The following is a 15950-nucleotide window of genomic DNA, read 5'->3' as shown; positions in this document are numbered from 1 at the left end:
AAATTTCCTAGGGGTTTAATTAGAGGTGTTAAGAGTCAATAGGTTTATCGGTCAACGGTAGTATTGATAGCAACAACAGCGGTCTTCTTCGCCGGTAATAATTTGATATTCCAGCGTAGAGTACGATATTCAGAATATGGAACTTTTACCATCTTGCCATCTACCTTTTTCATTAAAGGCATATCGGCATAATTCTTGCCATCAGTACTGGCTTGTGCGCTTGTAGGTTGTGCCTCACCAGTGAATGTCATATTTATAGGAATAGGTAGAGTGACCATCAAGTCGTTGATATCTTTATTAATAGTATTGGTGTAAGTTGCCTTGTATTGAATGACAGTACCTACTGGTGCGGTACGTACCGGAGAATATACTGTCTTACCGTCTGCATTTTTGATAACTTGATTGGCTGTTAGTTCCATTTTTAGAGCATCTGCTGCATGTGCATTACCAAGAAAGCTGGCACATAATATAGTTGTCATGACTAATTTGGTTGTTATGGCAGAAAATTTCATAATTCGTCTCTCTTTCAGTAAAAAATATTTATTTCACTTCAACAAACCAATTCATTTCGTGAATTTTTCCAACGTGTTTTCAGAATGTTCTGTATGTTTGATGTAAGTAAAATACGTTTTTAGTATTCTTAAGGTAATTATATATAGTTTATTATTTAAGCTCAGAAAAAGCAGATGGAGGGAGTTATAAAACAGCTGAATGGTAAAACTGACTCGTCAAATAGGTAAAAAAAAACAACAGTCGATCAATTTATGATATCGACTGTTGTTCATAGGTGGTAAGGGCTGTAGACGATTGTACGGAAAGATTATTTGGACTGCGTTGATCCATATTGAGTGTTGAAATAAAAGCTGCGAATGCTCCTTTTTGTCAACACAGTAGCTATGGTAGTAATAGTTCCATTTTGACCTTTAACGAGACCATCGCTGTAAATGCCAGAGGCTCGTGTTGGATCTGCCAATACAGAAGTAACTGTAGTGTCTGCTGGATTACTAGCGTCATTTTTTTGTAGTACATCTTGCATAATAAAATTGCTAATATCCATGTTTGCGCGATTTGTGGCTGTAATTCTATAAGCAATACATTGACCTGGCTGCACATCAGCGCCATTCGTTGAGCTGGATAATGCGTTTTTGCTATATGTGGTGACCTTGGTCAAGTCTGTAATAGTACACGTATTTGCTGCTTGCTCTTTTTCAAGTACGATGGCTGAATTTTTAGTAATCACTCGGCCAAAATTATTATTTGAGTAACTATAGGTATTGGTTATTAAGCTGATGCTACGTTTATCAATCGTTGTGCGTACAGGGTAGGCGCTCCCACTGTAAGTTTCGATGAGACAAACAGAGCTTTGAGTACCGATGATACTGCTAGCGATGTTAAATTGGTAAGTACCAATATCGCTTGCGTTTGTCGAGGTTAAGGTTTGTGTGGCGTAGGTTTTGGTTGGATTCTCACATTTATCTACTAATGTAATTGTACTGCCAGAGATACCTGTTTCAGAAGGGGCGTTCAATATGCCGTTGAAATAATTAGAGTTGTTATACACGCCACTCGTGATGGTGCTATTGGTAGCATCAGCTTGGGCGTCGGTAATACCACCATTGTCATTAAATACAGTGCCTGAGAACACATAATTAGGGCTGTTTGTGATAGTACATGTGATTTCATCACCATAATTTAAATTGGACAACGTAAATGAGCCGGCTGTGCCAGTAGGCATCACAGTCGTGCTACCGGTTGTCGCATTGGTACAAGTATAGCTAGTGCTGTAGTTACTAGCATTACCATTTATTATACTTTCAGATATGGTATAGATAGTACTTGGAGCTAATTCCAATGGAGTAACAGTGCTTCCGTTAGTTATGGTTGAACCTGTCCCTGTTGTCGTAAAAGAAGCTGTAGAGCCTTGAGTATCAGGAGTTAACTTTCCACCAGCTACTTTAATATTGAATTGGTCACGTTTAGTATCGCTGTCGTTAAAACGAGTACCTTCTAATTGTTTTTTTACAGTCAATTTAGGTGGTGCAAGACAAAAGTAGAAGTCTGAGTAGCCCACTACATGGTCACCAGTGGATGCGGTTGTAGAAGCTCCCGTATAGGTATTACCATGAGTGGTAACAAATGGTGTGTTTGCTGACTGTGCTCCCCATTCAATATTAAAGTTACATGGACTAGTGGGATTACAGTTCGTCCATTGGTTAGCAGTAATCGTTTTGCTTGAATTAGATAATGTGAAGTTGGTTGTAGTGCCTGATGTAGTATAATTGCTAAAAGCGCCACCAGCAGTGACAAGTGAGACTGACTCAGTATATTTTCCACTTAGGTTTGCATCTAAATCCTGAACAACAAATCCATATTTTGATACTGGTTTATTAATAGTAGCTGTCAGCCTATGATTGATGTCGATTTTCTCGCTACTATGGCGAATATTAAGAGCATTCGTTGTCACACCGCTAAAACTGCTGACCTCTGGATAGCCAGTTCTAACAAAGTTAATATCAGAAAATGATAGTACTAACTTAAGACCGCTATCAAAGCTATAGGTAGTACTAGCATTTCCTGCTGCTGACCAGCTGAGCGTTGCTTTGGGTGCAGGAGTAGTGCTCTTAGAGCCCAGATAGTACACCGCATGATCGCTTGGGCATGTAGGGTTGGCTTCAGCAAAGGCCAAATTACTGACTAAAAGCATAGGAACAGCGGCTATCAATGCCATCATTCGACATATATATTTACTGAATAAATATGTGCTAATTGAGTCTAAAAGTCGTTGAGTTTGCTGCATGCTGCTGTTCCTATAAACGAAAACTCGGTATAAATGTCTACCTACCAAACCGCTCTATATGTTACATAATAAGTATATTAGGTAATAATTTCGTAAAAATCATAGGAAGTTGATGAATGGTAGTTTTGTTATGACCAATCACATCAAGACGTCTTGATCATTAACCTGTTACCTTTTAGATACTTGACTTTAAGCTATCACTATATTAGTCATTTTTAAAAAAACTAATCATTATTTATTTTAAAAATACTTGTCATATCGTCATTTCTTTACAGCTATAAACATCTATGTCATAAGCGCCTATAATAGAGAGTTATTATCGTTTGATAATTGGCTGTAGGCGTTGAGTGATGACTTTGTCCTGACTGCCTAACTATTCCATTCGTATGTAATGGATAGTACTGCTGCTTTTAGAATCGTTATATTGAACGGTTCGACATTGTGGAGCGGTGAAGTACAGTCATACAAGCTTCAATATGAAACGTAACTTCTCAAAATTAACAAGGAAGTCATTGAGCACATCATGTATGTAAGACAGTATTAAGTAATACTTTGATTTTATAAATTCCTGCTATTGAGTAGGATTGACTGACAAACAAGGACAACAAAGATGAATTATTATAAGGATGCTGATAGCACCGAAACACAGGAATGGCTGCAAGCTTTTGAGTCTGTACTCAAACATGCGGACAAAGATCGTGCTCAGTTTTTGCTAAAAGCTTTGTACAACATGGCAGTCCAAGAAGGACTGCCATTCAATAGACTAGACACCGCTTACGTTAATAGTATTGCTGTCGAAGATGAGCCAATGTACCCAGGCGATCTAGGCATGGAGCGTAAAATACGTGCTTTGATTCGTTATAACGCACTTGCTATGGTTATGCGTGCCAATAAAAACGACGATGATTTGGGTGGTCACTTAGCGACATTCGCCTCTAGTGCAACACTTTATGAAACGGGTTTTAACCATTTCTTCCGCGCGGCTAGCGATCACTTCGGTGGTGACATGATTTATTATCAAGGTCACTCAGCACCAGGTATCTATGCACGTTCTTATTTAGAAGGTCGTTTGACCGAAGATCAGCTCGACAATTTCCGTCGTGAAGTGGGCGGCAAAGGTCTATCAAGCTATCCACATCCATATCTAATGCCTGATTATTGGCAGTTCCCAACCGTATCGATGGGACTTGGCCCAATCATGTCTATCTATCATGCCCATGTACATCGCTATATGGAAAACCGTGGATTGCTAGAAAAAGAAGGTCGTAAGATTTGGACGTTCTTAGGTGATGGTGAAACGGATGAGCCAGAAAGCTTAGGTGCTATTTCTCTGGCTGGTCGTGAGAAGCTGGACAACCTCATATGGGTAGTCAACTGTAACTTGCAGCGTCTTGATGGTCCAGTACGTGGTAACGGTAAAATCATTCAAGAGCTAGAGTCAGTATTCCGCGGCGCAGGCTGGCGAGTTATCAAAGTTATTTGGGGTGGCAACTGGGATTCATTACTCGGTAAAGACCATACAGGTGTGCTTAAGCAGCGCATGGAAGAAGTGGTTGATGGCGAGTATCAGTTGTATGAAGCGCGCACGCCTGAATTTACCCGCAAAGAATTCTTCGGTAAATATCCAGAGTTGGAAGAAATGGCAGATGCGTTGACTGACGAAGAGATCTCGCGCTTAAACCGTGGTGGACATGATCCAGTTAAAGTTTATGCCGCATTTAGTGAAGCAATGAAAACCAAAGGTCAGCCAACGGTTATTTTAGTTAAAACCGTTAAAGGTTATGGCTTATCTGCTCAAACGCAAGCGGTCAATAAGTCGCATCAGATCAAGAAGCTTGATCAAGAAGCCTTGATGTATTTCCGTGATCGTTTTGATTTGCCATTTACCGACGCGCAGCTAGAGACTCTACCATTCTACCGTCCTGAAGAAGGTTCAGCGGAGATGAAGTATCTCAAAGGCCGTCGTGAAGCGTTGGGTGGTCATTTACCAAACCGTCGCAGTGGCCATATTCCACTGAATATCCCTGAATTATCGATGTTTGATCGGGTATTAAAAGGCAGTAATGGTAAAGAGCAATCGACGACCATGGTATTCGTCCGCTTACTATCAGCGATGTTAAAAAACAAAGACATCCAAGATCGTGTCGTACCGATCGTGCCTGATGAAGCGCGTACTTTCGGTCTAGAAGGTATGTTCCGTCAGTTGGGTATCTACTCAGCTGTTGGTCAGAAATATACGCCAGAAGATAGTGAAGCATTGATGGGCTATAAAGAAGCTATCGATGGTCACATGTTAGAAGAAGGTATCAACGAAGCAGGCGCAATGAGTACTTGGATTGCGTTAGCAACCAGTTATTCTGTGAACGCATTGCCGATGATTCCAATGTATATCTACTACTCGATGTTTGGTTTCCAGCGTGTGGGTGATTTGGCTTGGGCGGCAGGTGACTGTCAAGCACAGGGCTTCTTATTGGGTGCAACGGCTGGCCGTACGACGCTTAACGGCGAAGGTTTGCAGCATCAAGATGGCCATTCACAGATTCTGTTTAACGTAGTCCCTAACTGTGTGACCTATGATCCATGCTTTGGTTATGAGTTAGCGGTTGTCATGCATGATGGTTTACGCCGCATGTATGGCGAAGGCGAGCGCGTTTATTATTACCTAACGCTAATGAATGAGAACTATGAGCAACCTGAAATGCCAGAAGGTGCTGAAGAAGGTATCAAACGTGGTATGTATCTGCTCGAGGACAATGGCTCAGCACAAGTACAGCTATTAGGCTCAGGTGTTATCTTACGTGAAGTGCAAAAAGCATCACAGATCCTAAAAGACGAGTTCAACATTACGTCTAACGTATGGAGCGTGACCAGCTTTAACGAGTTGACTCGTGATGGTATGGTTTGTGATGATTACAACCGTCTGCATCCAATGGATGAAGAGAAAGTACCTTGGGTTACTGAGCAATTAGCACCGCACGAAGGTATCGTAGTTGCAGCGACAGATTATATGCGCAATTACTCAGAGCAAATCCGTGCTTGGTTACCAGACAACCGTCCTTATACCACGTTGGGTACTGATGGTTATGGCCGCTCTGATACTCGTGAAAACTTACGCAGTTTCTTTAACGTTGATGCCGCGCATATCGTTGTTGCAACGCTTAAACGTCTTGCGGATGAAGGTGAAGTTGAGATGCGTTTGGTTAAAGACGCTATTTCTAGCCTAGGCATTGATGTGGATCATCCACCTGCATGGCAACAGCAGTCTTACTATGATCAGTCTCCAGATGCACCAGCACCAGGTAACGTAAATCCAAATCCTGTTCCTGAGTTTATCGCTGAAGACGACGAAGAAATCAGTAGTGAAGGTCGTGCTGAAGATCAAGCAGATGCTAATGTACTCAATGATGGTGATGTCAAAGAATAATAACCATAAGACTAGGAGATAAATCATGGACATTAAAGCCCCCGATTTGGGTGTTGATAGCGCCGAAGTCAGCGAGATTATGGTAGAAATCGGTGACGTCATCGCAAAAGATGACAACATCGTATTATTAGAATCTGACAAAGCCTCAGTTGAAGTCCCAAGCTCTGCTGCTGGTAAAGTCACCAAGATCAATATTGCTATTGGTGATCAAGTTAGCGAAGGCATGGTATTGATTGAACTTGAGAGTTCAGAAGACAGTGCGGAACGTGATGATAGCGCTGCTGATGACAATCAAGAAGCGAGTGATACAGAAGAAGCCACTGCTGCTAAGCCAGAAGAAGTCGCGCCAGCTGAGACTGAATCAAAGTCATTAGAGTCTAGCGCCAAGCCAGCTGCGAATGCTAGTAAGTCAACGACTCATGCTCTACCTGACTTAGGTGTTGACGAAGCGCAAGTTTCTGAAATTATGGTCAGTGTAGGCGATACAGTGACTGCGGATCAGTCGATTTTATTGATCGAATCTGACAAAGCATCTGTTGAAGTACCAGCACCAGAAGCCGGCAAGATTGAAAAAATCTTAGTCCAGACAGGTGACATGGTCGCTAATGGTCAAGACTTTATCGTTATCATGAGCAGTGGTACAGACGCTGCTGATGAGAGTGAGTCTGCATCAGATAGTTCTGAGTCGAAAGAGTCAGCACCAGCCAAATCAGAAGAGAAAGCTGCTGCTAAAACAACTGGTGAACCAAAACAGGCAGAAAAATCTACAACGTCTAATGTGGCCGCCAGTAAGAAAGCTGACAAGCTGACAGAAACACAAGTAAATGCAAAGCTGGTTGACGTTTATGCAGGTCCAGCTGTACGTAAGCTTGCACGTCAGTTGGGTGTGGATATCACAAAAGTGAGCGGTTCGGCACTGAATGATCGTATTCTAAAAGAAGACTTGTTTGCACATGTCAAAGAAAGTCTGACCACTCAAAAAGCAGCACCTGCTAGCAGTGGTGTGGCGAGTTCAGGCTTACCGAGCTTACCTGACATGAGTAATACTGAGATTTGGGGTGAAACATCGACATTAGACCTTAGCCGTCTACAGAAAGTATCGATACCACAGCTCAATTACAATACATTGCTACCACAAGTGACGCAGTTTGACTTATCAGATATCACTGAGACAGAAAAACTACGTGGTGAGCTAAAAGGTGGCATGAAGGCAGAAGGTATTGGCTTCACCATCTTGGCCTTTGTGGTCAAAGCGACTGCCTATGCATTGACTCAGCATCCACGCTTCAATAGTCATTTAAGCGATGATAATACTCAAGTTATCTTGCGTAAAAGTGTCAATATGGGTATCGCAGTGGCAACTGATGACGGTCTCATCGTACCCGTTATCAAAAACGTGCAAGATAAAGGTCTGAAGCAGATTGCTATCGAAATCGGTGAGCTTGCTGTTAAAGCGCGTGATAAGAAGCTCAGCACCAAAGATTTGCAAGGGGCGAGCTTTACTATTTCAAGCCAAGGTAACCTAGGTGGTACAGCATTTACACCACTGGTGAACTGGCCACAAGTTGGTATCTTAGGCGTGTCTGAGGCAAGTATGCAGCCACGTTGGGATGCCAAAAAGCAAAACTTTGAGCCACGTCTGATGCTACCGTTGTCGCTGTCTTATGACCATCGTGTGATTAATGGGGCAGACGCTGCAGTATTCACCCGTTATATTGCAACGCTACTGGCTGATCCACGCCGCATTTTGCTATAAATCTAAATACATAATAGTGTTGGTTTGAAAAAAGACTGTCTACGGACGGTCTTTTTTATGCGCTAAAGTTTGAACGTAATTAAGATATTTTGAGCGTAATTAAGATATATGGAGTATGCACAAACAGCTTCCATTAGCGCATTTGCAGTACACTTGGATAGTAACTGCTTGTATTGTCGCTAAACAACAGACACAAAAAAGCCGGTAGATACCGGCTTTTTCATTACTATAAGTACGACTTAGTAAAACGGACTTCTAATTAGAAGCTTTTTACGTAAGCAACACCATATACCCAAGGGCTGATATCTACTTCACCAAGATCATCGCCATTTAGGCTTACGTCTGATTTGATGTCGATATAGCGTGCATCAATACGGAAAGCATCCGTTGGAGTGAATGGGAAATCAACACCGACATGGCCAGCAACGCCAACACTATCATCGATCTCTAAGTTAGCTGAACCGCCAGTATATAGTTTTTCTTTAAAGAAAGTCGTGTAGTTCACACCAACACCAATGAAAGGCTTGATGTTTAAAGGGATGTTATAACCATCAAAGTGATACTGGACAGACAAAGTAGGTGGTAAATGTTGAGTTTCACCCTTAATTTCGTTACCAGCAGCATCAGTCAATGTGATGTCATGGTTGAATGGAATCGCTGCTAGCAATTCAATACCAACGTTATTAGCAACGAAGTATTCGCCAGTAAGTGTTGGACGCGCATCGCCACCAACATCTACAGAGTAGTCTGTGCCGCCTGCATTAAGCGTACCGTTATCACTCTTAGGGTCAACATAATGTGCACCGGCAGCAACTGACCAAGTACCAGCAGGTACTGCAAAAGCAGTCGTCATAGTAAGTGCAGTAGCAGTGGCTAAAACTAGGGATTGTAGTTTCATCGTTTAGTTCCTCAATGTGATAGATGATTATGGGCCAGTTTCTAATAAGGGATAGCATTAGTTACTGATACACAATGTTATGATTGTTGATTAAACTGTAACATTATGACTCTATTATAGTACAAAACCGTTTTATCTGTAAGGTTTTAAATGTATATTAAAGATTTTTATCTCATAAATTACAATATAAAGTTATTTACATTGATATGTTTGGCATTTTTTTAAATAACCAACTATTGTGATGCTAATATGTAGTAGGTACATGTGTGACTATTTGCTTTAAAGTTCTAAGATATTTAGTGTTTCATTTCTTGAATGAATGATTATGGTATAAAAATAGGCGTAATATATTATGCTTGGCTACTGTAGTAACTCTCCTCTGCGCTGTGACAATGCCTATTCTATAAAGATATTGAATCGGATGGACTCTTGCTGTCCTGAATGCTGTTTGTTTCTACTACCTGCGCAGGATGTCAGTCAGCAATTGAATGCCGATGAGCAGTTCCTAAGATTTTCTATTATGGTGATTATCTGTACGTTATTTACGGTAGTCTATATTTACTATTTTTATAGTACGTTACCGTGACTTCTCATAAATTTCTATTTTCGCGACTGGCAGCACGCTTATAGTACAATACTGTTAAGTATCTACTAATATAAGACCGGTGTTTCACCGCATAGGGACGGTATGCTATTCCAATCTATACGGCGCCTACGTATTTTTGTTTATAATATTCTACAAAATGATGAGCATGACACGCTTTTCAGTCGTTATATCGACTATTTTTTAATATTTTTGATCATGACGAATGTGGCGGCGGTTATTGCAGAGTCAGTCGACAGTTGGTATTACCCTTACCAAGATTATTTTACGTGGTTTGAAAACTTCTCCATTGTGGTGTTTTCTATCGAATACATGCTACGGTTGTGGTGCGTGGCTGAAGTAAAACCAGATGGCACGACTTGGCGACAGCGTTGGAACTGGCTAAAAAGCCCGTCTGCATTGATTGATCTGATTGCTATTATCCCTGCATTCTTGAACTTCTTTGTCTCTATCGATTTGCGTTTTTTACGTATCCTACGTTTATTTCGCATCCTCAAACTTACACGCTATTTTGCTTCGATGCGTATTCTGCTAGTGGTCATCAGTAAAGAAAAAGGATCGTTCCAAGCGGTTATCTTTATCTTGATTATTATGATTGTAACGGCATCTAGTGGGATTTATTTGGTTGAGAATCATGCACAGCCAGAAGAATTTGAGTCTATTCCTAAAGCGATGTGGTGGGCTGTTGTAACACTCACCACAGTGGGCTATGGTGATGTCACGCCGATTACCAATGCGGGTAAGATATTGGGCGCCGTTATTACGATATTGGGTGTGGGGCTGGCAGCATTACCTGCAGGTATCCTTGCGACAGGTTTGGCCAATGAGCTTGCTCAGCGTCGTGAAGAGCTTGAGCAGCACTTTCGAGAGCAGCTGATCGATAGTGATTTTGATTTGGTACAGAATCAGATGATGATCGATAAGATTCGCCGCGAGCTAGGATTAGATAAAGAGCAGGCACAAAATATTGTACTGCAAGTACTGCGTGAGCAAGAGCTTGAGCGCCGAGAAAAAGAGGTAGAAATAGGGCAGAAGAATTTTTGCTCACATTGTGGTGAGCGATTGTAGAAAAGTGCTTTTTCCACTATGAAGTGTGTTCAAAAAAGGGTGCAGCGTTTTTATAAAGTCGCACCCTTTTTATACACTATTACTTGGTGAGTATCGTACGAATGCTATATCCCTTATAGAGGGAGTGCACGTGCCAGTTCGTGAGCCACTTCTTGCGCGGCACTGGCCAAATCTTCGGCAGGCAGCGGTAAGTTTTGCAATGTTAGATGCCAGTCATCCACTTCTCGACGTAAATGAGCGACCCAAAGCGTTGTGCAATCACGTGGTAATTTTTTGAGATTGACTTCAAAACAATGGTTACCCTCATCATCACTTAAGTGAATCTCGCCTGTTTTCACTCTAGAAAATGGATGACCATGGTAAGAGTTGGCAATCATAGCAATATGAGTGATATGTGTTGGAATTTTATCTAAGTATAGTCTGATTTGCTCTTGATCAAGAGGGGCCAAATACATCGCTTGCTCACCGCGATCTTTACCGTTTAAGCTATCACCTTGATGCTTAACCGATTCAGCTTTGTCACGCAATTGTTTGAACCAAACGATGTCACTAATAGTACAGTTTTTGTCATATAGCACACAGGCCAAATCAATATCAATCGCGCTTTGATTCTTTTTAAAGCGCTTGAACAACCCTTTGGGTTCAATCTTAGTAAATTCATAATTTAGCGAAAAAAACAAGGTTCCTGCATCTAGGCCCAGTCCTCTTAAACTGTCTGACAGTAATGGCGATGGGGCAGTGATTGACATAGTGTTCCTTATTCGTTCTTAAATTTTAATAGAGGTATATATAGTTTAGAAGTTTGAATAGATTTAACTTTTAGCGTCATAGCTATTAGTCGTTATCTATCCAGTCGCTATTTATCATCTAAAGACTTGTCCAATACCGCTTGATATAGCAGCTGAGGTTTTGCATCTAATAGACCACTGCCAAAACCGCGCAACCACCAGACCAGTTGTGAGGTTAGATTGACCGTTGCTTGTATGGTCAATCTGTCGTTATCTAACGTGACGGTTTGATCATCGCTGAGCTTACTTTCAGTGAGGCTTTTGCCTGCTTGTGTGGTGAATTGTAGCTCGATAGCGGTATTTTTACCATGGTCAGGAAGTTCACTGAATAATGGGTGACTAAAGCCCATGCCACCTGCATCTAAGTAAGTATCGAGTTGAAAATTGTCAGGCGTTTTAGCTGCGCTTTCAAGTATCTCAACACTGGCAAATCGATGTAGCGCAAAGGTGCGGATAACAACTTCGGGATCATCAGTACGAGTTGCCAGTAGGTAAATAATGACACCACGTTGAATGATAGCAATAGGGTTTAGGATATATTCACTAGATTGCGACTTATCACTGCGCGTATAGCAGGCTTTAATTTGTAATTGATAAAATAGCGCGTGATAAATATTGTCTTTGCTATCCAAATCGATATGCGGAGCAATCAATGGCTGCGTGGCAGGTTCAATGCGTACTCTATCGATCCATGAATGGGTGACTTTGCTGTTTTTAAGTTGGCGCCGTGCTAAGTCAAACCAAGGAAACAGTTCATCCAAAATAACAGGGGGTAGTAATTGGGTGAGATTAGCCTCCACCATATTAAAGGCCACCGCTTGTGATAAGTTCATATGCGGCAAGCTTTGTAGCGGCGCATCATCGCACCAGCGCCAGCCTTGTGGATTGGCATTGTTTTTTTCGATAGGAAAACGTTTCGCCAGCGCATTTAAATCACGTTGTACCGTGCGTAGACTGATATCAAAACCTGCCATCATCAGTTGCTCGTAGATATGCGTGGTGCCTACCCAACGATTGCGCTGTAGTTGCGATAGTACTTGCCATTGGCGAGCAGTCGTCGCTGCCCCATGTCGATTATCGTTGCTCACTTCCGAGGTACTACTGCTCTCAGCCGCTAGCGCTTTGGTTTGCTCATTAGCGTCTGTCTGAGTTTGAATGTGATCGGCGTCAGTCGGATGTACAGTCATTAGGAAGTAGCCTTTATGAAGTATCGAGTCAGTTTTTATAGGGCAATTTTATATGCTAGCGGTGGGTCAGTGACCCTATATCATCGCAGAAAATCCCCGTAGCGTCTAGCAACGGAGATTATTCAATGATTCTGCTGTATAGTCGTTCCACTATAAAAGTATTACAGCGTTAACCTCGCTTGAAGTATCACATATACATCTACACTCGGTTGCCTTGTACTACTTTTAAATTGAATCGACTATATTTGAACTTATATAGCGTCAATACCTCATTAAGCGTCACTATTCTGAGTACTTGGTTCGTTATGGGTATCTGCTTCGCTATCAATGATTATAGTGCTGTTATTCTCTTTACGTTTTTCTTTTTTTCTCTTATCTGCTTTCTTTTGACGTTTGGTTTTTTTCTGCTTTTTGTCTTTCTTTTTCGATTTTTTATCATCAATATCATCATCGCTATTTTGGTTCTCATCCCACAGCATCAGACGGCTTAAGACTTTTCCAAATAATGTTTCTTTGCGATAGCGACTTTTTTTGTTCATGGTATCGATAGGTAGGCCAGTCATCAGCGTCAATGCCTCGCTCAGGGTATGGACACCATAGATGTGAAACTCATCCGCATTAACGGCAGCAATAATATCGTCGCGTAGCATGAGTTGTTTGACGTTGGCCATCGGAATGACAACACCTTGCTGGCCCGTTAACTCTTGCTCTCGGCAGGCATCGAAGAACCCTGCAATTTTAGAGTTGATACCGCCTACTGCCTGCACTTCACCCAACTGGTTCATAGAGCCAGTAATCGCAAAGGACTGATCAATCGGTACATTTGCTAAAGCAGATAACAACGCGCAACCTTCGCTAACAGTGGCGCTATCACCATCGATATGGGCATAGCTCTGCTCAAAAGCGAGTGAAGCGCTAAAGTTTAAGGCATGATGTTGACTAAATAGGGCCCGCAAGTAGCTGGTCATAATTAGCATGCCTTTGGCATGTAAGCTACCACCCAAATCTACGTCGCGCTCGATATCCAGAATCTCACCAGTACCAATATTTGGCTGAATAACGGCCGTAAGACGTGCTGGCATGCCAAATTCACTATCAGCATAGCTGACCACCGTTAGTGCATTGACCTGCCCAACGGCATTGCCTTGCGTCTGAATAAGTTGCTGACCATTTTTGAGCTCATCCCAATAGAGATCACGTAAATACCCTGAGCGCTCGTCCATATCTTCGATGGCTTGGGTGACGTGATTGGCATTGACGATGTTTTTACCGCTCAAACGTGCATGGCGATTCGACTCATGCAACAGCTTAATCAATAAATCACTGTGCAAGCTGAGTCGATCTTGGTCTTCTGCTTGTAAGCTCAAATGCTCAAGTAGGGTGGCTTGCGCACTACGATCGAACGGATAGAGGTTGGCATAATCAATGATGTCAGCCATTTTCGCGACCAATGCCAGCTCGTGTTCACTGGTGCGAACCACATCATCGTGGAAATCGGCACGAACTTTGAATACCGCATCAAACTCGGGCTCAAGCTCTAACAGCTCATAATATAAATCTGCTTCGCCAAGTAAAATGACTTTAATATCAAGGTCGATAGGGGCAGGTGCTAGCGATAAGCTTCCTGTGAGTGTCAGCATCTGCTCAAGACTTGAGAGTTTAATTTTACGGGATTGTAATGCTCGCTTGAGACCCTGCCAAGCGTAGGGGTGCTCTAGTAAGTGACTGGCTTCTAATAACAGATAGCCGCCATTGGCACGGTGCAAAGCCCCCGCTCGAATCATACTGACGTCAGTGGTGACGGTACCCAATTGTGTGATTTGCTCGACATGCCCTAACAAGTTTAAATGCGTCGGTAAATCTTCAAAAATAACGGGTGCGCCACTGTCAGGCGTATGACTGACAATGACATTGACCGCATAGCGACTGGGTGTTGTGGTCAGAACGGCCGTCACAAACTCTTCATCATCGCCATTAACGATACGCTCTACATGAGTGATCATATCGGTAAATATGGCTCTGAGATAATCAACAACCAGTGGGTGATTTGCAAATTGTTCATAAACAGGCGTAAACAAAGGTTGTAGCGCACGGCGTGCAATATTGCGATGCAGTGCTTCTATCGCGTCATTGGCTTCGTCCTCTAACTGCTCTAAGGCGATGGTCAGCTGACTCAAGCGTTTTTGCATATGGTTCTTTTGGACAAAGTTATTCAGCTCAGCTTCGTATTCACTGTTGCCATATTCGTTAGTGCTGTCATCGTTACTGTTATCAATACTAGTATTGATACTAGAAGTATCAGCGGTGCTATGGTCCTCTATCTTGGAGGGGGCTTTATCATTGTTAGAGGATTTTTCATGTTTGACATCAGCATCGCTATTTTCTGTAGGTAGCTTGCTAGGATGCACAAACATGGCTTTGTTATCGAAAGAGCGGAACGTCAGCGCTAAGTCGTACTGTTTACCTTCTGCGTTAAGCACTTCATAAGCCTGACTTTCTTTTTGATGTGTGTCGTTTTTGATGGCTTCGATTTTGCTTTGGTATTGGTCACTACGAAAGCGTTGACTTAGTCGTTTTTTGGCTTGTTGCCATAAGTTGTTAACTTGCTGCTGCAATAGCGAGGCTTGACCGGCAGGCAGACGTAATGCTAACGGGGTGCGTGGATCGGTAAAGTTGTGCACATAGACCCAGTCATCAGGTGTCGGCGCATCGGCTGCGATGCGTGTTAGCAAGCGGCTGATTACAGTACGTTTTCCTAAGCCGTTTTCACCTGCTGCAAACACATGGTAGCCACTGGCCTTAATGTCTAAAGCTGTGTGTAAGGCTTTGAGCGCGCGCTCCTGACCAAACCCAACATCTAAATCTGGTGCCGTACGTGTGTCTGTCGGCAGCTCACTTAGCTCGCTATAACGCTTTAATTGCTCAGCGCCAATAAGACAGCGCTGCTTTACCTCAATAAAGAGTGGGTGCGGTGTTTTTACTTTTTTGTCATTCGTCAATGTGTCTGTCAATTCAGCGATGGGTGTTGCCATATTATTGGTGTCTTTTTTATTAGCGTCTCTTGATACTGTAGAGATAGGGGCGTGTGGCTGTTCGGTCATAGGCGTAGGACATATCTTCTTAAAAAGGTGGAGTGTTGATCTCTGTGATTGGTTTTATGCTATCAGGTATTCACATTTATGCTGAACTTTTTATACTTTATATTGAATAGTTAACCAAGAAATTTTACAAGGTATTTTACAAGATACGGCAACGTTTTAGCTAAATCATTAAACGCAGTTTTGTATCATTATGAGATATACCAGTGTGTATGATGAATAAATGAGAGACAAATTAACAGTGAGTTTATGGCTATCAAAGCAGAATAACACCTCAATACAGGCCTAGATAGTATAAGATGTCTCACATTGGCGCAATCTGCAACTATT

At 42.2% G+C, this 15950-nt stretch carries 9 protein-coding genes; 3 read left to right on the top strand and 6 right to left on the bottom strand.

Annotation, left to right across the window (positions count from 1 at the left end):
* Positions 1-44 precede the first annotated feature (44 nt).
* Complete coding sequence (locus DFP82_RS07210; protein ID WP_110923052.1) at positions 45-512, bottom strand: hypothetical protein; 468 nt, start codon at positions 510-512, stop codon at positions 45-47.
* Between the two features lie 308 nt (positions 513-820).
* Complete coding sequence (locus tag DFP82_RS07205) at positions 821-2797, bottom strand: hypothetical protein (protein ID WP_110923051.1); 1977 nt, start codon at positions 2795-2797, stop codon at positions 821-823.
* 610 nt (positions 2798-3407) lie between these two features.
* Here DFP82_RS07205 and aceE point away from each other — a divergent pair.
* Positions 3408-6221 carry a pyruvate dehydrogenase (acetyl-transferring), homodimeric type gene (gene aceE / locus DFP82_RS07200; protein ID WP_110923050.1) on the top strand — a complete coding sequence of 938 codons (2814 nt, stop codon included), beginning with the start codon at positions 3408-3410 and terminating at the stop codon, positions 6219-6221.
* Between the two features lie 25 nt (positions 6222-6246).
* On the top strand, positions 6247-7977 hold the full coding sequence (locus DFP82_RS07195) for a 2-oxo acid dehydrogenase subunit E2 (RefSeq protein ID WP_110923049.1): 1731 nt from the start codon (positions 6247-6249) through the stop codon (positions 7975-7977).
* A gap of 259 nt (positions 7978-8236) precedes the next feature.
* Here the strand turns inward: DFP82_RS07195 and DFP82_RS07190 are convergent, their stop codons facing one another.
* On the bottom strand, positions 8237-8875 hold the full coding sequence (locus DFP82_RS07190) for an OmpW/AlkL family protein (protein WP_110923048.1): 639 nt from the start codon (positions 8873-8875) through the stop codon (positions 8237-8239).
* A 688-nt stretch (positions 8876-9563) separates the two neighbouring features.
* On the opposite strand from DFP82_RS07190, the gene DFP82_RS07185 reads away from it, so the two are divergent.
* A complete protein-coding gene (locus DFP82_RS07185; protein ID WP_110923047.1) occupies positions 9564-10547 on the top strand; it encodes an ion transporter in 984 nt (327 codons plus the stop codon).
* A gap of 113 nt (positions 10548-10660) precedes the next feature.
* On the opposite strand, the gene DFP82_RS07180 is transcribed toward DFP82_RS07185, so the two are convergent.
* From DFP82_RS07180 to DFP82_RS07170, 3 genes are all read right to left on the bottom strand, one after another.
* Positions 10661-11296 carry a TerD family protein gene (locus DFP82_RS07180; RefSeq protein ID WP_110923046.1) on the bottom strand — a complete coding sequence of 212 codons (636 nt, stop codon included), beginning with the start codon at positions 11294-11296 and terminating at the stop codon, positions 10661-10663.
* A 107-nt stretch (positions 11297-11403) separates the two neighbouring features.
* A complete protein-coding gene (locus DFP82_RS07175; protein ID WP_110923045.1) occupies positions 11404-12522 on the bottom strand; it encodes a helix-turn-helix transcriptional regulator in 1119 nt (372 codons plus the stop codon).
* A gap of 272 nt (positions 12523-12794) precedes the next feature.
* Complete coding sequence (locus DFP82_RS07170) at positions 12795-15623, bottom strand: ATP-binding protein (protein ID WP_110923044.1); 2829 nt, start codon at positions 15621-15623, stop codon at positions 12795-12797.
* Positions 15624-15950 lie beyond the last annotated feature (327 nt).

It is taken from the genome of Psychrobacter fozii (genome assembly GCF_003217155.1).
GTDB classification, from domain to species: domain Bacteria; phylum Pseudomonadota; class Gammaproteobacteria; order Pseudomonadales; family Moraxellaceae; genus Psychrobacter; species Psychrobacter fozii.
This window is presented reverse-complemented; position numbering and strand designations above follow the sequence as displayed.